Below are 17,743 nucleotides of genomic sequence, written 5' to 3'. Positions count from 1 at the left end.
CGGGCCACAGCCGTCCGCGCCAACCGCCATCACGCCAACATGAATTCACTCCTGACGACATCGTCCTGTCGCCGCCGCAGCACGGCCGCTTTGCTGACGCTGGCAGCCGTTCTCGGCCTCACGCTGGCCGCACCCGCCAGCGCGGAGAAAGCCGACCGCGAGAAACCGCTGGTGCTGGAAGCCGACAACGCCAGCTATGACGACGTCAAGCAGGTTTATGTGCTGACTGGCAATGTGGTGCTGACCAAGGGCACCATGGTGTTGAAATCCGACGCGGCCGAAGTGCGCACCGATCCCGAGGGCTACCAGTACGCCGTGGCTACGTCCAAGGGCGGCAAGCAGGCTTATATCCGCCAGAAGCGCGACAACGTCGATGAATACATCGACGGCTGGGGCGACCGCATCGAGTATGACGGCAAGCAGGAGTTGTCCAAGCTGATCGGCCGCGCACGCATGGCGCGGCTGGCCGGCGCCAAGCTGGTCGACGAGATCCGTGGCGCAGTGATCACCTACGACAGCCGCAACGAGTTCTACACCGCCAGCGGCGGTACGGAGAACGCGACGGCGGGCAGCCCGTCCGGTCGCGTGCGCGCCGTGTTGTCGCCGCGCCAGGAGCAGCCCGCCAGCGGCGCCGCCGGCGCCCCGCTGCCGCTCAAGCCTGCGCCCGCCCCCGTCAATCCCTGACGCCGCCGCGTCGCCCGACCCACGGATTCAGCCTTCATGACCGTTACCCAAACCGCACCCTCCCAGCCCGCCACCCTGAAGGACAGCAGCACGCTGGTCGTGCGCCACCTGAAAAAGCGCTACGGCTCGCGCACGGTGGTCAAGGATGTGTCCCTCGACGTAAAGAGCGGCGAGGTGGTCGGACTGCTGGGGCCCAACGGCGCGGGGAAGACCACCTCCTTCTACATGATCGTGGGACTGGTGGCGCTGGACGAGGGCGACATCGTGCTCGACGACAAGCACATCAGCGGCCTGGCCATTCACGAACGGGCGCGCATGGGCCTGTCCTACCTGCCGCAGGAAGCTTCGGTGTTCCGCAAGCTGAATGTGCAGGAGAACATCCGCGCGGTGCTGGAATTGCAGATCCAGGACGGCAAGCCACTTGGCAAGGCCGAGATCGAGCGCCGGCTGGACACGCTGCTCGATGACCTCCAGATTGCCCACCTGCGCGACAATCCGGCGCTTTCGCTGTCAGGCGGCGAACGCCGCCGCGTGGAAATCGCCCGCGCCCTGGCCTCGGCACCACGCTTCATCCTGCTCGACGAGCCCTTCGCCGGCGTCGACCCGATCGCGGTGGGCGAGATCCAGCGCATCGTCAGCTTCCTCAAGGCGCGCAATATCGGCGTGCTGATCACCGACCACAACGTGCGCGAGACGCTGGGCATCTGCGATCACGCCTACATCATCAGCGAAGGCGCCGTGCTGGCCTCTGGCCGGCCTGAAGACATCATCGCCAACGAGTCGGTGCGCAAGGTCTACCTGGGCGAGAATTTCCGCATGTAACGCGGCGCGCCACAGCACGCGGCAGCTGGCAGCTGGCAGCTGCGGCGACCTTGTGCCCAGGTGGCGCCGGTGCCGCCTTTTATCCTGCAACGATCACGGCGTCATCAGCGATAGCAATTTCCGTTCCAACGGCGCGGAAGTTGGGCATAAAATAGGTCGCATGAAACCGTCGCTACAGCTCCGCCTCTCGCAGCATCTCGCGCTTACGCCGCAACTCCAGCAGTCGATCCGGCTGCTGCAACTGTCCACGCTCGAACTGCAGCAGGAAGTGGAACAGGCGCTGACCGAGAACCCTTTGCTCGAACGCGAGAACGACTGGCTCGACAGCCCGTTGCGCGTTGCCGCCGACGGCTCGGTCAACATGCAGAGCGCTCCCGCGCCGGCGCCCGCCGACGGCCAGGGCACCAGCGAGAACCGCCCCGACGGCGCGCCCGAGGCCGAAGACAGCTATTCCGACAGCAACGAGGACTACGGCAACGACTGGAGCCTCGACGACTTCGCCCGCCGCCCGCAAGGCGACGACGACGAAAAGACCCCGATGCAGCTGCGCGACGCCGAACCCACGCTGCGCGAACATCTGATGGAACAGCTCGCGCCGCTGAAAATTTCGTTGCGCGACAAGGGGCTGGCCATCTTCCTGGTCGAGTCGCTGGACGACGACGGCTACCTGAGCGCCTCGCTCGAGGAAATCTGCAGCGAACTGCCGGAGGAACTTGAATTCGAGGTCGACGAGATCCAGGCCGTCCTTACGCTGCTGCAGAGCTTCGATCCGCCTGGTGTCGGCGCACGCAATGCGGCCGAATGCCTGGCGCTGCAATTGCGTCGCATCAAGCATCCGCAGCGCGACCTGGCGCTGACCATTGTCACCAATCACCTGGAACTGCTCGCGGTACGCGACTACACGCGCCTGAAAAAAGCGCTGCAGGTGGACGAGCCGGAACTGAAGTCGGCGCATGAACTGATCCGCTCGCTGGCACCTTATCCGGGCCATGCGTACAGCCGTCCCGAAGCCGACTTCGTCGTGCCCGATGTTTTTGTCCGAAAACTGAATGGCGGCTGGATCGCGCAACTCAATCCGGATGTGATGCCGCGGCTACGTATCAACGACATGTACGCGCAGATATTGCGCGGTGCAAAAGGCGATGCGGGTGCTGCGGGACTGCAGCAAAAACTGCAGGAAGCACGCTGGTTGATTAAGAATATCCAGCAAAGGTTCGACACGATATTGCGCGTTGCACAAGCTATTGTCGAACGTCAAAAGAACTTCTTCACCCACGGTGAAATTGCGATGCGCCCCTTGGTTTTGCGGGAGATTGCCGATACACTGGGTTTACACGAGTCCACCATCTCTCGGGTGACTACCAATAAATATATGGCAACGCCGATGGGGACTTTCGAGCTGAAGTATTTCTTCGGCAGTCACGTATCCACAGAAACCGGCGGCGCGGCCTCGTCAACGGCAATTCGTGCGTTGATCAAGCAACTGATAGGAGCCGAAGACGCCAGGAATCCCTTGTCCGACAGCCGGATTGCCGAATTGCTCGGCGAGCAAGGCTTCGTAGTGGCACGGCGCACCGTTGCCAAATACCGCGAAGCGCTCAAGATTCCGGCAGTTACTCTCCGCAAGACTTTGTAGCCGAGTTGCATCGCCTGCCTGGTGCAACTCTTTCAGAAGGAGAAACGCTATGAACTTCAAGATCAGTGGACACCACTTGGACATCACGCCCCCGCTGCGTGAGTACGTGGAAACGAAACTGGAGCGTATCGTCAGGCATTTTGATCAAGTCATTGGCGTAAGTGTGCTGCTCTCTGTCGACAATACAAAAGAAAAGGACCGGCGGCAGTACGCGGAAATCAATCTACATCTCAAGGGCAAGGACATCTTTGTCGAAGCGCATCATGAAGACCTGTATGCCGCTATCGACGCGCTCGTCGACAAGCTCGACCGGCAGGTGATTCGCCATAAGGATCGCGTGCAAAGCCACGACCGCGAAGCGGTCAAGTATCAGATGGCCGCATCGCAGATGCAGCAATGACCGTGCCTGGTGGCCCACAGACCGGGCCGCCGGTGTCACTCCCTTGAAACCGGAATCAAGCCGCGCCCATAGCGCGGCTTTTTCGTTCCTGGCGCTCATCCGGGACCACGCGGGGGATTCCGCAATGCATATGGACCGGTGTATGCTGTGCAATACATAGTTCTCGAGCTCAACGATTTTTCCGTGCACGCGGCACCGCTTCCGCGCATCGGGTATTGCAATGCACAAGGTGGGGGCGGGCCTGCTCTATAATGGCCAGACGCCCGACACCGGCAGGGGGACACCCGGTGAAACTTCGGACCTTGGTTTTTTCTTCTTTTTTGCCCGGCGCGACGCCTCCCGGCCCCGGGCCTGCTTACTAGAAAACCCTGCGCATTCCACATGAATCGTTTGGCTAAATTGCTGCCACCCGGCAACATCAACCTCGACGTCAGCGTCACCAGCAAGAAGCGCGTGTTCGAACAGGCCGGGCTCCTCTTCGAGAACAACCATGGCGTGGCGCGCGCTACCGTGACCGACAACCTGTTCGCCCGCGAATCGCTGGGGTCCACTGGTCTTGGCGCCGGGGTTGCCATTCCGCATGGCCGCATCAAGGGACTGAAGCAGCCACTTGCCGCCTTCATGCGCCTGGCCGAGCCGATCCCCTTCGAATCTCCCGACGGCAAGCCGGTTGCGCTGCTGATCTTCCTGCTGGTGCCCGAGCAGGCCACCCAGCAACATCTGGAGATTCTCTCGGAGATCGCCCAGTTGCTGTCCGACCGCGAGATGCGCGAAGGACTGGCTACCCTGCCCACCCCCGATGACGTGCACCAGTTGCTGACACAATGGCACCCCTGACCGGCCTCGGCGATCTTTACGCAGGCGAGCAGGGCAATTGTCCCCGCTGTCTGAAAGCTCGCTCCTGAAAGCACCCGCATGGAACTCACTGGCGTCACCTCGCAGTCGATCTTCGACGACAACGCAGCCGATATCAAACTCTCCTGGGTAGCCGGCCTGGAAGGCGCCGACCGGGCGTTCGATGTCGAGTTCGCGCGTGAAGCCACTTCCGCGGCCGATCTCGTCGGCCACTTGAACCTGATCCACCCGAACCGGATCCAGGTCCTGGGCAAGCCCGAGATCACCTATTACCAGCGTCTCGACGACGAGATGCGCAAGCGCCAGATGGGTGAGCTGATCCTGCTGGAACCGCCCTTCCTGGTGATTGCCGACGGCATGGAGCCGCCGCCCGACCTGGAACTGCGCTGCACGCGTTCCTCCACGCCCTTGTTCACTACGCCGGTGTCCTCGGCGGCGGTGATCGATCACCTGCGCCTCTACCTGTCGCGCATTTCCGCGCCGCGCGTGACCATGCACGGTGTATTCCTCGACATCCTCGGCATGGGTGTGCTGGTGATGGGTGAATCCGGCCTGGGCAAGAGTGAGCTCGGCCTGGAGCTGATTTCACGCGGACATGGGCTGGTGGCGGACGATGCCGTGGATTTTGTCCGGCTCGGACCCGATTTCATTGAAGGCCGCTGCCCGCCCCTGCTGCAAAACCTGCTTGAAGTGCGCGGCCTGGGCCTGCTCGACATCAAGACGATCTTTGGCGAGACCGCGGTGCGCCGGAAGATGAAGCTGAAACTGGTGGTGCAGCTGGTGCGCCGCAACGACGGCGAATTCGAACGCCTGCCGCTGGATTCCCAATATCTGGATGTGCTCGGCTTGCCCATCCACATGGTCAAGATCCAGGTGGCGGCCGGCCGAAATCTCGCTGTGCTGGTCGAGGCCGCCGTCCGCAACACCATCCTGCGCCTGCGCGGCATCGACACGCTGCGCGATTTCATGGACCGCCAGCGCGCCGCGATGCAAGCCGATGTGGCATCGCGGGGCCAGGGCCGGCTACTCTAGGCAGCCAGCGCCGCGCCCGGGCTGTTTTCAATTGATTGCATTCGTCCGCGCTTCCGTCGTCAACGCGTTCGGGGCACAAGCCGTTTTGTGCAGTAATGGGCATTGAGCCCAGCCCGAGTTGCCGCGCCGACATGGCCAGCAGCCATGAAGTTTTCCACAGCCAGGAGAGCAAGCATGAAGAGAATGATCGCGATGTGCGTGCTGGTAGCCCCGCTTTTCGCCACCGGCGCCTTCGCCCAGAATGCACCGGCCGCGGCAACCGCAACGCCCGCGGCACCCGCAACGTCCGCAAAACCGGCAGCACCGGCGGCGCCCGCTGCGCCCGCGGCGACAAACTCCCAACAGGACAAGATGAAGGCCTGCAATACGCAGGCCGCCGGCAAGAAGGGCGACGAGCGCAAGGCCTTCATGAGCGAGTGCCTCTCCAACAAACCCGCCGCCGCTCCCGCCAAGAACAGCCAGCAGGAAAAGATGACGGCGTGCAACAAGGCCGCTACCGGCAAGAAGGGCGACGAGCGCAAAGCCTTCATGAGCGAGTGCCTCTCCAAGTAAGCCCCCGCGTCACTTAGCATGCGGACATGCGAAAATGGCGAACCCTTCGGTTCGCCATTTTTGCTGGCGCCTCGCCGTCATGACGGCGTCATCACCTGATGTTATGCTTGTCGTGCTATGCGCATCATACTTATCACCGGGATCTCCGGCTCCGGCAAATCCGTTGCCTTGAACGTACTGGAAGACGCAGGTTACTACTGCGTTGACAACCTGCCGGCTCAGTTTATTCCGGCGCTGGCCCAGTATCTCGCAAGCCAGGGTTACACCCATCTTGGCGTCGCTACCGACATCCGCAGCCGCGAATCGCTTGACGAATTGCCCGGCACGCTGCGCAACCTCGCCTCCGAACACCAGGTCCGGGTGGTTTTCCTGACCGCCAATACGGATGCGCTGGTGCAGCGTTACTCGGAAACGAGGCGGCGCCACCCGCTGTCGATGCGTACCGACAAGGCGACCCTCTCGGCCAATGCCGAACCTGCGGGCGCTGCAGACAATGCGCTCGATGCGCCATACAACGACACGTCCCTGATCGAAGCCATCGAGATGGAGCGCGAGCTGCTCAGCCCGCTGGCGGAGGCCGCGCACCGTATCGACACCAGCAACGTGCGCACCAATACGCTGCGCGCCTGGATCAAGGAATTCGTGCGCGGCGATGACCTGAAGCTCACCTTGCTGTTCGAATCGTTTGGCTTCAAGCACGGCGTACCCAGCGATGCCGACCTGGTGTTCGATGTCCGCTCGCTGCCCAACCCCTACTACGACCTGGCACTGCGCCCGCTGACCGGACGCGACGAGCCCGTGATCGACTTCCTGCAGAGCCAGCCGATGGTGCTGGCCATGGCCGATGACATCCGCGCCTACGTGGAAAAGTGGCTGCCAAGTTTCATCGCGGACAATCGCAGCTACCTGACCGTCGCCATTGGCTGCACGGGCGGCCAGCACCGCTCCGTGTACATCGCTGAAAGACTTGCCAACTATTTTCGCGCCCATGGTAATGTGCTGGTGAGACACCGCGAGCTCGCACCCGGCGGCTGAACGCCGCAGCGGCAGGTTTCGCGGCCAGGCTCGGCAATTCCCGCCCGAAACTCTGCTGGCTCAGCATGTCCTCACACGCCACGCCCGGCTCATCCGCTTCGACCACCGCTTCGTCCGGTACATCGTCGGTACCGCCTGCGCTGGATGGCCTGCCGCTGTTTCCGCTGCACACCGTACTCTTTCCGGATGGCCTGCTGCCGCTGCGCGTTTTCGAAGCACGCTACGTGGATATGGTGCGCGCATGCATGCGCGATCACACCCCCTTCGGCGTCTGCCTGATCGCAAGCGGCAACGAGGTAGCTCGCCCCAATGAGCCCACCATGCCCGAGACCATCGGCTGCCTGGCGGATATCGTCGACTGCAATATGGAGCAGCTTGGCGTGCTGCTGATCAGTGCGCGCGGGCGCCAGCGCTTCCGGCTGCTAGGCCACAGTGTGCGCGCCGATGGTTTGCTGGTGGGCCAGGCGGAATTGCTACCGCCCGACATCATCGACTGCAAGCTTGAACTGCTGGGCGAATGCCTCGCGGTGCTGCGCCGCATCGTCGCCTCGCTCCACGCGGAGCATCCGGGCAAGCTTCCGTTTGCCGAGCCGTTCCTGTGGGATGACCCGAGCTGGGTGGCCAATCGGCTGTGCGAGTTGCTGCCCGTGCCGCTCAAGGCCAAGCAGATGTTGATGGCGCTGCCGGACGCGGGAATGCGGATCGAGATCGTGCACAAGTACATGCGTCAACACCATATTCTCTGAGCCTCCCACGCGGCAAAGGGCTTTAGCTTTAGAACAATCCCCCCAGCGCCTGTGCTTCGAGCAGTTTGCGCACCGGTGCCGGTGTGCCCACCGCATCGAGATCGTCCAGCGAGAGCCAGCGTAGCGGAGTGCCATCGGCTGCGTCGTGGGCGCTCAGGCCGGTGACGTCCACGCGGATGGCGCGGATCAGCAGGCGGAAGTGGGTGAAGACGTGGGTGAGTTCGCCGACCATGCTGGCGGTGCCTGGCGTGCCGAAATCGCGGGCGCGTTCGCGGGCGGCGTCTTCGGCCAGTTCGGCATCGAAGGGCACGGTATCCACCGGCATTTCAGGCAGGCTCCAGAGGCCGCCCCAGATGCCGCTGTCGGGTCGCAACGCCAGCAGGACTTCACGGCCGCGCCGGACCAGCAGCATGACGGTGCTGCGCTCGGGAATGGCTGCACGCGGTTTCGGCGTGGGCAGCACGGCGGTCAGGCCGTCGCGGCGCGCCACGCAGTCGCTGGCCAGCGGGCAAGATGCTGCGGCAGCAAGGCAGGCCGGCTTGCCGCGCGAACAGACGGTGGCGCCGAGATCCATTACGCCCTGGGTATAGGACACCATGTCCTCGGCCTGTCCAGGCCCCTTCGCGGGCAACACCTCCTCCGCGATTTGCCACATGCGTTTCTCCACCGCCTTGACGCCCGGATGGCCGTGGATACCGAAGAACCTGGCGAAGACGCGCTTGACGTTGCCGTCCAGGATGGGGGATCGCACGCCAGCACTGAAGGCGGCCACGGCCGCCGCGGTCGAGCGGCCGATGCCGGGCAGCGTCACCAGCACCTCGGGATCGGTAGGAAACACGCCGTCGTGCTCGCTCATCACGCTCTTGGCGCAGCGGTGCAGGTTGCGCGCGCGCGAGTAATAGCCAAGCCCCGCCCAGAGCGCCATCACCTCGTCCGCGCTAGCCTCCGCCAGAGCGGCAACGGTAGGCAGGCGGCCGACGAAACGCTGGAAATACTCGATCACCGCGCTGACCTGGGTCTGCTGCAGCATGATCTCCGACAACCAGATCCGGTAAGGGTCGCGGGTGTTCTGCCACGGCAAGTCATGGCGCCCGTGCAGGCGCTGCCAATCCACCACGCGCGTGGCGAAATCGGCGGGAACGGCGGCAACGGCGGTCAGGGAAAGATCGGCGGAAGAAACGGCAGGAGTAGCGGCTGGCTTGCGGGGCATCGGGAACGTGACGGGAAAGGCGGCAGCGCCGGAAGCGGCGGCGCGTCATGATACCGCCTTGCCGCCTCCGGCACCGCGCGCCAGCCGTGCTTCAGGCGGCGACGGCCCTGAGCTGGCCGTCTTCGGCGTCAGGCCGCAGGATCTGCCGGGAGAAGGATTCGATGCGTCCGCTGCGCTCGTCCAGCCCGTTCAGTACTTCCTCCAGCTGCGCGATGCGGCTTTCCAGCGTGTCGGTCGCCTCGTGGATGCGCTCGATCGAGTCGACCCGGCGACGCAGTTGCTTCTGATGCTCGCGTACCTGCGCCTCCAGCGGCGTCATCACTGACTTGAGCCAGATCTCGATATCGCGGTTGAGATCGCGGAAGGTTTCCAGCACGCGGCTTGCAACAGTGGAGAACGCGCTTTGCACCAGTTGCGGACGCGAGCGGGTCAGCATGCTCATGGCGCCGAAGTGCGTCTGGGCCAGTGCCAGCGTCTGCTGCAGTTCGCTCACGTAGCGCGCGGTGACGAACTGGATCGGCGCCGGCAACGTGAAACCGTGCTCGGCATTGAAGCGGCGGTACATGCTGTCGGTGAGCTGGTGGAGCTGGACAATCTTCTGGTCAGCCTCGCTGACCAGTTCGCCTAGCCGGGCGAACAGCCCGTCCATGTCCTCGCGCATGCCGCGCGAGAAGAAGCGCTCCTTCATCTGCTCCCGGCGCTCGCGCATGGTACGGCGCACGTCGCGCAGTTGCAGGCTCTTGATGATATCGGCGCTGTGACGTCCGAACACAAGACGCAGCGCCTGGAACTTGGCGATGCTCTGCTCGAACTCTTCCTTTTCGGACTGCACACGCATCAGCATGTGCTTGACCATCGCGTGGTTCTTGCCGCGCAGGCCGCGCAACTCGAACAACTGCTCGACGATGCTGCGGCGGCGACTCTGCAGCAATTGCTGCGCGCCACGCGCCATTTCCTCCACGGAGCGCTGTACCTGGTCGGCGACGATCTCCCGCCGTTGCGGGATCAGTTGATCCGACAGAACGTGTTCGAATTGAGGCAGGCAGCTGCGCGCCAGCAAGTCGTCATCGTGCGTGACCTTGGCCACCAAGCCCTTCTGCGCCGACACCGGATAGACGCGCGACTCGTCGATCCCCAGCACCTGGGCGCTGTTGGTGACCTGGCGCGTAATCTCGGCCGCGGTCTCGGCCGGCGACTTGAGCGGGTCCCACAGACCGTCGATCTTGTTCAGCACCGCCAGGCAGCCCTTGCGGTGGCCCGCGCTCACATGGCTGCGCCAGAGATCCAGGTCGCTCTTGGTCACGCCGGCATCGGCGGCGAGCATGAACACCACGACATGCGCATCCGGAATCAGCCGCAATGTCAGTTCGGGCTCGGTGCCGATGGCATTGAGACCTGGCGTGTCGAGGATCACCAGACCCTGGCGCAATAGCGGATGCGGGAAATTGATAACCGCATGGCGCCAGCGGGAAATCTCCACCATGCCATCGGCATCGAGCGCGTAGGCGGCGTCGGGATCGTTCTCGTTATACAAGCCGAGCGATTCCGCCATCTCGCGGGTGACGCGGTTGGTCTCGATCACGTGCCGGAACGCATCGAGCATCCCATCCGGCGACGAGGGATCGAGCGGCACGGTATGCCAGTGCGCGTCGACGTCGAGGAAATCGGCAGTGGAGGCTTCCTGCAGGCGCGTCTCGATCGGCAGCAGGCGGATGCACGGCGCCTCGGCCTCGTCGTAGCGCAGCTCGGTCGGGCACATCGTGGTGCGCCCGGCGGATGACGGCAGGATGCGCCGGCCATAGTCTGCAAAGAAAATGGCGTTGATCAGTTCGCTCTTGCCCCGCGAGAACTCCGCAATGAAGGCTACCTTGAGCCGGTCGCTCTTGAGCACGCCCTGGATGCGCTGGACGCGTTCGTCGGCCTGGGCGTCGTAGAGATCGTGCTGCTGCAGCCAGGAGCGGAATTCGGCCAGGGAATTGAGCACCCCGGTTCTCCAGGCGCCGTATTGTTCGAATTGAAGGGCGAGGGTTGTCATTGGCACTGGGATCGGCTTGGCGAAAAGCCCCCGCGACGGCGCTGCAGGCCTGGCGTCTTGATGTCCTATAGCCTGCACCCGGGCGGTGACATGGTGTCTTTGTAACACTTTTTTACTTTGTTGAAGATACAGGTTTCCGGGGGACTTTTGTGAAATTCGAGTCGCCTGCGGGCCTCGCTGTTGCGCCGGCCCATCGGCCCGGTGCAACAGCATCGGGAAGTTAATCAACAAACACTTCGGTGCGGCGCCGTCCGTGACGAGGGTGGCGCGGTTTCAGCGCTGGCAGGTGGGGCAATAGAAAGTCGAGCGCTGGCCCTGGACGATCTGCCGGATAGTGGTGCCGCAGACCCGGCAGGGATGCCCGGCACGGTCATACACGGCGCAATCCAGCTGGAAGTAGCCGCTGCTGCCATCGCTGCCGACGAAGTCGCGCAGCGTGCTGCCGCCGCGCTCGATGGCACGGGCCAGCGTGTCCCGCACCGCGACGGCAAGGCGTTCGCAGCGCGCCAGGGAGAGCCGGCCAGCCGGCGTGGTGGGACGGATGCCGGCGGCAAACAGGCTCTCCGACGCATAGATATTGCCCACGCCCACCACGATGTCTCCCGCCAGGAGCACCGTCTTGATGGCTGCGCTGCGCCCGCGCCCGAGGCGGTACAGCCAGGCTCCGTCGAAGCGCGGATCGAAAGGCTCGACGCCAAGGTTGCGCAGCAGCGGATGTGTTGGCAACTGCGACTCTTCGAGCGGGCTCCAGAGCACAGCGCCAAAGCGGCGCGGGTCGCGAAAACGAAGCACCAGGCTGGTGCCGGCATCGGCTTGCGTGTCGGCGGGGGCCGCGAGGATCAGGTCGAGGTGATCGTGGCTGCCCGCCGGCGGCGCTTGCGGCAGCACCCGCAAGGTACCCGTCATGCCGAGGTGGATCAGCAGCCAGCCCCGGTCATCCGCTAGCGGCGGGCAAGGAGAGCCATCCGGCAAAAGGCTGGCTGCAGCCTGGCGCACACACTCCAGCAGCAGGTATTTCCCGCGCCGTTCGATGCGAGCGATCACCCGGCCGGTCAGTTGTGACTCGAGATCCGGTTCAACCGGCCAGCGCAGGCCGCGATGGCGCACCACCACGTCGGCTATGCGCCGCCCCAACACGTGCGGCAGCAAGCCGCGGCGGGTCACTTCGACCTCCGGCAACTCTGGCATCGAACCTCTCCCTTTTGTGCCACTCCAACCGCCAGAGACCCAGTCATACTGGTGCCATGCGGATCAGCAAGGCATTGTAGCGGCAGGCTACAATGCCTTTAACATTCCCATCGCCTTGAGTGCTGGAGCACCCACCCACATGTCGGACCGCCTGGACCGTACCCCGATGACCATCGCTCAAATTCTTCCTACCCGGCGCTCTACCCGGCGGCCGCTGCGTCACAGGCTCGCAGCCACGGCTGCGGCCGCGCTTGCGGTCTGCGCCGTGGCGCCGCTTGCCAGCCATGCCGCGCCCCCGGAGGGCAGGCCCGCGATGAAGGTGGCGGCGGAAGCCGTCACGCCAGTCCGCTCGAACCCGTTGCCGCCGAAAATGCCGCTGCCGGCGGTGCCGCTGAGCGCCGACATCCTGTACCGGGTCCTGGCGGCGGAAATCTCGGCCCAGCGCGGCGTGGTCGGTCCGGCTTACCAGACTTACCTGGAACTGGCCCGCAATACGCGCGACCCGCGCTTTGCCCAGCGCGCCACCGAGATCGCCTTCAATGCACGCAGCGCGCAGCAAGCGCTCGACGCTGCGCGCCTGTGGACCGAACTCGCGCCCACCTCGGCTGGTGCACGGCAAGTCCTTTCCACCCTGCTCGTCCTGAGCGGCCGCTGGGACGAAGCCGAACCCTTGCTGGCCCTGCAGCTCAATGGCGTGCCGCCGAGCCACCGGCCGGAGGCGATCCTGCAAATGCAGCAGCAGCTTTCGCGAACCAGCGATCCCGCCGGTGCCGCCGCCCTGCTGCAGCGCCTGACGGCGAGCGACGCCCGCTCTGCCGAAACCCACCTTGCCCTGGCCCGCGCCAAGGAAGCCGCCGGCGACATTCCCGGCGCCCTGGCCGAACTCGACGAGGCCCAGCGCATCCGCCCCGACTATGAAGCCGCAGCGCTGATGGCGGCTGAATTGCGCGCCGACAGCGCACCGGACGAGGCCATCGCCGGCCTGAAGTCGTTCGTCGGCAGGGCCCCTGCTTCGGTCAACGGCCATATCACGCTGGCGCGCCTGTACTTGCAGCAGAACGACCTGCAAGCCGCCCGCGCCGAGTTCGAGACCCTGCGCAAGATCGCGCCCAAGGACCCGCGCGTGCCGCTCGCCCTTGGCCTGACCAGCCTGCAGTCCAAACGCTATGACGAAGCCGAGCAGTACCTGAAAGAGTATCTGCAACTGGCCGAGCAGGTGCCGGCCGCCAGCCCCGATATCGCCTATCAGTACCTGGCGCAGATCGCCGAGGAAAAGAAGGACTACCCCGCCGCCGTTGCGTGGCTCGACCGCATCGACGACAGCCGCCTGGCGCCCGCGGCCGCCGTCAAGCGCGCCCAGCTTCTTGGGCGCATGGGCAAGCTCGACGACGCACAGGCCGTGTTCAACGATATGCTGGCCGATGCCGAGGATATTGCCGAGCCCGACCAGCGCGCGCAGCGCATGACGGCGATCCGGCAGGCCGAGGTTGGCATGCTGATCGATGCCAAAGCCTACGACCGCGCCCGCAAGGTGCTGGAGGAGCGCGTCGCTGCCGAGCCCGACAATTCGGACTGGGTCTACGAGCTGGCCATGCTCGACGAGCGCGAGAAGCGATACGACAGCATGGAAAAGCGGCTGCGCCGGGTGATTGCCATGCAGCCCGACGCAAAGCAGGGCTACAACGCTCTCGGCTACTCCCTTGCGGACCGCAACGTGCGCCTGCCGGAAGCCCTCCAGTTGCTGGAGAAGGCCTCCGCGCTGGGGCCGGACGATCCTTACATCATGGATAGCCTGGCCTGGGTCAAATTCCGCCTGGGCCAGTTGCAGCCAGCTGCCGAACTGCTCCGGAACGCCTACGCCAAGGCGCCCGAAGCGGAAATCGGTGCCCACCTGGGCGAGGTGCTGTGGCAACTCGGCCAGCAGGACGAAGCACGCAAGACCTGGAACGAAGCCGCCAAGATCGAGCCGGACAACGTCATCCTGATCGACACGCTGCGGCGCTATAACGTGCCGCTCTCCGCGCTCAAGTAATCTCCCGATTCATCCGACAGCCCGCAAACCTCCGCCGGGCCGGACGCCCGGCGCCCGGCTGCGCCGGTGCGGGCGCCAGACTACATGCATAAATCCCGACGCCTAGCCCTGCTCTGCCTGAGCGCCCCCGTCTGGCTTGCCGCCTGCGCCAGCATCACGCCAACGCGGCAGTTTGACGCCGGCGAGACCGCCAGGGTACGCGACCTCAGTGGACGCTTCGCCGCCAACTACGTGCGCTACGGCCGCGAGGAAGGCGTGCAGGGCAGCTTTCAATGGCACGAGCAAGGCCGCAATGTGCGGCTGGACCTGATCTCGCCGCTGGGGCAGACCCTTGCCGTGGTCACGTCCACCCCTTCCGGCGCGACGCTCGACCTCCCCAACCAGCCCCCGCGCAATGCGGCTGAGGTGGATACCCTGCTGGAAGAGGCGCTTGGCTTCTCGCTGCCGGTGGCCGGCATGCGCGACTGGCTGCACGCGCGCCCCGCGCCGGGCAGCCCGGCGCGCACCACCCGCGACGAGAGCGGGCGGCTGGCCACCCTGGCACAGAACGGCTGGACAGTACGCTATGTGGCGTGGCAGGAAACCCCTGCCGCGGCAACCGCAGCCACGGCGCTGCCGCGCCGTATCGACCTGGCACGCGATGGCGACGGCAGCCCGCTCTCCGTGCGCCTTGTGATCGATCCGGAGCAAGCGCAATGAATACTGCCCGTACCCTGCCCCCCGCTGAACTGCGCGGCTGCCCCGCTCCCGCCAAGCTGAATCTCTTCCTGCACGTGACCGGGCGTCGTGACGATGGTTATCACATGTTGCAGACGGTGTTCCAACTGGTGGACTGGAGCGATACGCTGGACTTCCGCCGCCGCGAAGATGGCCGCATCGAGCGCACCACCGAGGTAGCCGGCGTCCCGGTCGAGACTGACCTGATCGTGCGCGCCGCACGGGCGCTGCAGCAGGCCAGCGGAACCCGTTTTGGCGCCGACATCGCCATCGCCAAGCGGCTGCCGATGGGTGGCGGCATTGGCGGCGGCTCTTCGGATGCGGCCACCACGCTGCTGGCCCTGAACCATCTGTGGGGGCTGCACCTGGACCGCGATGAACTCAAGCGTATCGGCCTCGCGCTGGGCGCGGACGTGCCGTTCTTCCTGCATGGGGAAAACGCCTTTGCCGAGGGTGTTGGCGAGGAACTGACGACGGTCGCGTTGCCCGAAAGCTGGTTCGTGATCATCCACCCGCGCCAGCATGTTCCCACCGTTGCAATTTTTTCGGACGAGCGCTTGACAAGGGATACGCCCATCAGCATAATAGCGGACTTCACTGGATGCACAAACAAGTTCGGTTTCGGTCGCAACGACCTGGAAGCGATAGCAACAGTGAAGTTCGGCGAAGTTGCCCGAGCCCTTGAATGGCTGCGACAATACAGTCCCCATGCAAGGATGACCGGTTCCGGAGCCTGCGTGTTTGCGCGATTCAACGACTCGCAAACGGCGCAGCAGGTACTAGACCGGTTGCCTCCCGAATGGGATGGCAGGTGTGCGAAGAGTTTATCGCACCACCCGCTCGCAACGCTCGCATAAATAGTTTTTCGTTCGGCGTCGCAGGCAGTTGAATGTGACGATGGACGTGCCCGGTTGTGTAGGGGAGTCGCCAAGTTGGTCAAGGCACCGGATTTTGATTCCGGCATTCGAAGGTTCGAATCCTTCTTCCCCTGCCATTACATTCCTATAGTGTCCTTATGGACCCGCACGACAAAGCTGCCGGCACTAGCCGGCAGCAATCTTTCCCCCCTCCAGCAGCAAGACAGGTGCACCGAATGAGCAGCGAAGGCTTGATGGTTTTTACCGGCAACGCCAACCCCAAACTCGCGGAGGCTGTCGTGCAGCACCTCGGCATCCCGCTCGGGAAAGCCCAGGTCGGCCGCTTCTCCGACGGCGAAGTCCAAGTTGAAATCCAGGAAAATGTTCGCGGCAAGCACGTTATCGTGCTGCAGTCCACCTGCGCGCCGACCAACGACAACCTGATGGAACTGATGGTGATGGTCGATGCGCTCAAGCGCGCCTCGGCACGCAGCATCACCGCCGCCATGCCCTATTTCGGCTATGCCCGCCAGGACCGCCGCCCGCGTTCGGCGCGCGTCGCGATCTCGGCCAAGGTGGTAGCCAATATGCTGGAAGTCGCCGGCGTCGAGCGGGTCCTGACCATGGACCTCCACGCCGACCAGATCCAGGGCTTCTTCGATATCCCGGTTGATAACATCTACGCCTCCCCGGTTCTGCTGGGCGACCTGCGCGAGAAGAACTACGGCAATCTGCTGGTGGTCTCGCCCGACGTCGGCGGCGTGGTGCGTGCCCGTGCGCTGGCCAAGCAGCTGAACTGCGACCTGGCCATCATCGACAAGCGTCGTCCCAAGGCCAATGTGGCCGAAGTGATGAACATCATCGGTGAAGTCGACGGCCGCAACTGCGTGATCATGGATGACATGATCGACACCGGCGGCACGCTGTGCAAGGCCGCCCAGGTGCTGAAGGAACGCGGCGCGCTGAAGGTATTCGCTTACTGTACCCATCCGGTCCTGTCCGGCGGCGCGGCTGCCCGTATCGCCGACTCCGAACTGGATGAAGTGGTGGTGTGCGACACCATTCCGCTGCGCGACGATGCGATCCAGTCCGGCAAGATTCGCCAACTGTCGACCGCATCGCTGCTGGCAGAGACTTTCACCCGGATCGTCAAGGGCGACTCGATCATGTCGCTGTTTGCCGATTCCTGATAGAATTCAAGGCTTTACCGCGTTTGCGGCCGCTTTTCGGGGACACCCCGGTTACGGTGCAGGCGCGATTCATCGGGCTGTCTGGTCGCGGACAGCCCTCTTACATTTGGAGTCATCATGAAAGTAGTAGCCTTCGAGCGTAGCGTACAGGGAACGGGTGCGAGCCGCCGCCTGCGCAACGCCGGCAAGACCCCCGGCATCATCTATGGCGGCGCAGCCGAGCCCAAGATGATCGAACTGGATCACAACGCACTGTTCCACGCACTGAAGAAAGAAGCATTCCACTCGTCGATTCTCGACCTCGAAGTGGAAGGCAAGGCTGAAAAGGCCCTGCTGCGCGCTTTCCAGATGCACCCGTTCAAGCCGCTGGTCCTGCACGTCGACTTCCAGCGCGTGTCGGCCACCGACAAGATCCACGTCAAGGTGCCGCTGCACTTCATGAACCAGGAAAACGCCCCGGGCGTGAAGCTGGGCCATGGCATCGTCAACCACATCCTGAACGAACTGGAAGTGTCGTGCCTGCCGGCCGACCTGCCTGAGTTCATCGAAGTGGACCTGGGCAACGCGGAACTGGGCCAGACCCTGCACCTGTCCGACGTGAAGCTGCCGAAGGGCGTGAGCGCCATCACCCACGGCGACGAAAACCCCGCTGTCGCCAGCATCTCGCTGCCGGCCGGCGGCGTTGCTGCAGCCGAAGAAACGCCTGCTGCCTGAGTACCCTGAACGCGGCCTCCGGGCCGTGCAACAGGACG

Annotated in this window: 17 protein-coding genes and 1 tRNA gene; 15 read left to right on the top strand and 3 right to left on the bottom strand. The window is 64.3% G+C overall.

The genetic code is table 11. The features are described from left to right. Positions 1 to 39: 39 nt before the first annotated feature. The 9 genes from lptA (at position 40) to CF70_RS19830 (ending at position 7,762) form a co-directional block, all read left to right on the top strand. Positions 40 to 684, top strand: coding sequence for a lipopolysaccharide transport periplasmic protein LptA (gene lptA, locus CF70_RS19870; protein ID WP_035868341.1), 645 nt, complete (start codon positions 40 to 42; stop codon positions 682 to 684). 36 nt (positions 685 to 720) lie between these two features. Then, entirely contained in the window at positions 721 to 1,506 is a 786-nt protein-coding gene (gene lptB, locus CF70_RS19865; protein ID WP_035868339.1) for an LPS export ABC transporter ATP-binding protein, read from the top strand. Between the two features lie 160 nt (positions 1,507 to 1,666). Further along, positions 1,667 to 3,142 (top strand): RNA polymerase factor sigma-54, encoded by a 1,476-nt coding sequence (locus tag CF70_RS19860; RefSeq protein ID WP_035868337.1) that lies wholly within the window; start codon positions 1,667 to 1,669, stop codon positions 3,140 to 3,142. Positions 3,143 to 3,191: 49 nt separating this feature from the next. Further along, a complete protein-coding gene (gene hpf / locus CF70_RS19855; protein ID WP_006159435.1) occupies positions 3,192 to 3,542 on the top strand; it encodes a ribosome hibernation-promoting factor, HPF/YfiA family in 351 nt (116 codons plus the stop codon). A gap of 381 nt (positions 3,543 to 3,923) precedes the next feature. Beyond that, the gene (gene ptsN, locus CF70_RS19850; RefSeq protein WP_006159436.1) at positions 3,924 to 4,379 is read left to right on the top strand and encodes a PTS IIA-like nitrogen regulatory protein PtsN; all 456 of its coding nucleotides are present in this window, start codon (positions 3,924 to 3,926) and stop codon (positions 4,377 to 4,379) included. 78 nt (positions 4,380 to 4,457) lie between these two features. Further along, entirely contained in the window at positions 4,458 to 5,429 is a 972-nt protein-coding gene (hprK, locus tag CF70_RS19845) for an HPr(Ser) kinase/phosphatase (protein WP_006159437.1), read from the top strand. Positions 5,430 to 5,603: 174 nt separating this feature from the next. Next, positions 5,604 to 5,981 (top strand): PsiF family protein, encoded by a 378-nt coding sequence (locus CF70_RS19840; protein WP_035868332.1) that lies wholly within the window; start codon positions 5,604 to 5,606, stop codon positions 5,979 to 5,981. A 117-nt stretch (positions 5,982 to 6,098) separates the two neighbouring features. Next, a complete protein-coding gene (gene rapZ, locus CF70_RS19835; RefSeq protein WP_035868329.1) occupies positions 6,099 to 7,016 on the top strand; it encodes an RNase adapter RapZ in 918 nt (305 codons plus the stop codon). A 65-nt stretch (positions 7,017 to 7,081) separates the two neighbouring features. Further along, entirely contained in the window at positions 7,082 to 7,762 is a 681-nt protein-coding gene (locus CF70_RS19830; RefSeq protein ID WP_035868326.1) for an LON peptidase substrate-binding domain-containing protein, read from the top strand. A 28-nt stretch (positions 7,763 to 7,790) separates the two neighbouring features. Here the strand turns inward: CF70_RS19830 and mutY are convergent, their stop codons facing one another. From mutY to mutM, 3 genes are all read right to left on the bottom strand, one after another. Continuing rightward, positions 7,791 to 8,972, bottom strand: a complete 1,182-nt coding sequence (gene mutY / locus CF70_RS19825; protein ID WP_035868324.1) for an A/G-specific adenine glycosylase — start codon at positions 8,970 to 8,972, stop codon at positions 7,791 to 7,793. 91 nt (positions 8,973 to 9,063) lie between these two features. Next, the gene (locus CF70_RS19820) at positions 9,064 to 11,007 is read right to left on the bottom strand and encodes a dynamin family protein (RefSeq protein WP_035868321.1); all 1,944 of its coding nucleotides are present in this window, start codon (positions 11,005 to 11,007) and stop codon (positions 9,064 to 9,066) included. Positions 11,008 to 11,280: 273 nt separating this feature from the next. Beyond that, positions 11,281 to 12,195, bottom strand: coding sequence for a bifunctional DNA-formamidopyrimidine glycosylase/DNA-(apurinic or apyrimidinic site) lyase (gene mutM / locus CF70_RS19815; RefSeq protein WP_035868318.1), 915 nt, complete (start codon positions 12,193 to 12,195; stop codon positions 11,281 to 11,283). Positions 12,196 to 12,334: 139 nt separating this feature from the next. Here mutM and CF70_RS19810 point away from each other — a divergent pair, with 139 nt between their 5' ends. From CF70_RS19810 to CF70_RS19785, 6 genes are all read left to right on the top strand, one after another. Beyond that, complete coding sequence (locus CF70_RS19810; RefSeq protein WP_035868314.1) at positions 12,335 to 14,227, top strand: tetratricopeptide repeat protein; 1,893 nt, start codon at positions 12,335 to 12,337, stop codon at positions 14,225 to 14,227. 84 nt (positions 14,228 to 14,311) lie between these two features. Next, entirely contained in the window at positions 14,312 to 14,926 is a 615-nt protein-coding gene (gene lolB / locus CF70_RS19805) for a lipoprotein insertase outer membrane protein LolB (RefSeq protein WP_035868312.1), read from the top strand. Further along, positions 14,923 to 15,801 (top strand): 4-(cytidine 5'-diphospho)-2-C-methyl-D-erythritol kinase, encoded by an 879-nt coding sequence (gene ispE, locus CF70_RS19800; RefSeq protein ID WP_035868309.1) that lies wholly within the window; start codon positions 14,923 to 14,925, stop codon positions 15,799 to 15,801. The genes lolB and ispE overlap by 4 nt, the downstream gene beginning before the upstream one ends. 60 nt (positions 15,802 to 15,861) lie before the next feature. Then, positions 15,862 to 15,938, top strand: a tRNA-Gln gene (locus CF70_RS19795). A gap of 99 nt (positions 15,939 to 16,037) precedes the next feature. Continuing rightward, positions 16,038 to 16,991, top strand: coding sequence for a ribose-phosphate pyrophosphokinase (locus tag CF70_RS19790; RefSeq protein WP_017229695.1), 954 nt, complete (start codon positions 16,038 to 16,040; stop codon positions 16,989 to 16,991). A gap of 117 nt (positions 16,992 to 17,108) precedes the next feature. After that, the gene (locus tag CF70_RS19785; RefSeq protein ID WP_035868305.1) at positions 17,109 to 17,705 is read left to right on the top strand and encodes a 50S ribosomal protein L25/general stress protein Ctc; all 597 of its coding nucleotides are present in this window, start codon (positions 17,109 to 17,111) and stop codon (positions 17,703 to 17,705) included. The last annotated feature ends 38 nt before the right edge of the window (positions 17,706 to 17,743 follow it).

Source organism: Cupriavidus sp. SK-3 (assembly GCF_000611145.1).
In the GTDB taxonomy this organism is placed as follows: Bacteria; Pseudomonadota; Gammaproteobacteria; order Burkholderiales; family Burkholderiaceae; genus Cupriavidus.
Note: the sequence above shows the minus strand (reverse complement) of the source record. Positions and strands in the feature narration are given on the sequence as shown.

Excerpts from the sequence above, each read along its gene's own strand:
- lptA (WP_035868341.1), top strand. The coding sequence starts at position 40 with ATGAATTCACTCCTGACGACATCGTCCTGTCGCCGCCGCAGCACGGCC.
- lptB (WP_035868339.1), top strand. The coding sequence starts at position 721 with ATGACCGTTACCCAAACCGCACCCTCCCAGCCCGCCACCCTGAAGGAC.
- CF70_RS19860 (WP_035868337.1), top strand. The coding sequence starts at position 1,667 with ATGAAACCGTCGCTACAGCTCCGCCTCTCGCAGCATCTCGCGCTTACG.
- hpf (WP_006159435.1), top strand. The coding sequence starts at position 3,192 with ATGAACTTCAAGATCAGTGGACACCACTTGGACATCACGCCCCCGCTG.
- ptsN (WP_006159436.1), top strand. The coding sequence starts at position 3,924 with ATGAATCGTTTGGCTAAATTGCTGCCACCCGGCAACATCAACCTCGAC.
- hprK (WP_006159437.1), top strand. The coding sequence starts at position 4,458 with ATGGAACTCACTGGCGTCACCTCGCAGTCGATCTTCGACGACAACGCA.
- CF70_RS19840 (WP_035868332.1), top strand. The coding sequence starts at position 5,604 with ATGAAGAGAATGATCGCGATGTGCGTGCTGGTAGCCCCGCTTTTCGCC.
- rapZ (WP_035868329.1), top strand. The coding sequence starts at position 6,099 with ATGCGCATCATACTTATCACCGGGATCTCCGGCTCCGGCAAATCCGTT.
- CF70_RS19830 (WP_035868326.1), top strand. The coding sequence starts at position 7,082 with ATGTCCTCACACGCCACGCCCGGCTCATCCGCTTCGACCACCGCTTCG.
- mutY (WP_035868324.1), bottom strand. The coding sequence starts at position 8,972 with ATGCCCCGCAAGCCAGCCGCTACTCCTGCCGTTTCTTCCGCCGATCTT.
- CF70_RS19820 (WP_035868321.1), bottom strand. The coding sequence starts at position 11,007 with ATGACAACCCTCGCCCTTCAATTCGAACAATACGGCGCCTGGAGAACC.
- mutM (WP_035868318.1), bottom strand. The coding sequence starts at position 12,195 with ATGCCAGAGTTGCCGGAGGTCGAAGTGACCCGCCGCGGCTTGCTGCCG.
- CF70_RS19810 (WP_035868314.1), top strand. The coding sequence starts at position 12,335 with ATGTCGGACCGCCTGGACCGTACCCCGATGACCATCGCTCAAATTCTT.
- lolB (WP_035868312.1), top strand. The coding sequence starts at position 14,312 with ATGCATAAATCCCGACGCCTAGCCCTGCTCTGCCTGAGCGCCCCCGTC.
- ispE (WP_035868309.1), top strand. The coding sequence starts at position 14,923 with ATGAATACTGCCCGTACCCTGCCCCCCGCTGAACTGCGCGGCTGCCCC.
- CF70_RS19790 (WP_017229695.1), top strand. The coding sequence starts at position 16,038 with ATGAGCAGCGAAGGCTTGATGGTTTTTACCGGCAACGCCAACCCCAAA.
- CF70_RS19785 (WP_035868305.1), top strand. The coding sequence starts at position 17,109 with ATGAAAGTAGTAGCCTTCGAGCGTAGCGTACAGGGAACGGGTGCGAGC.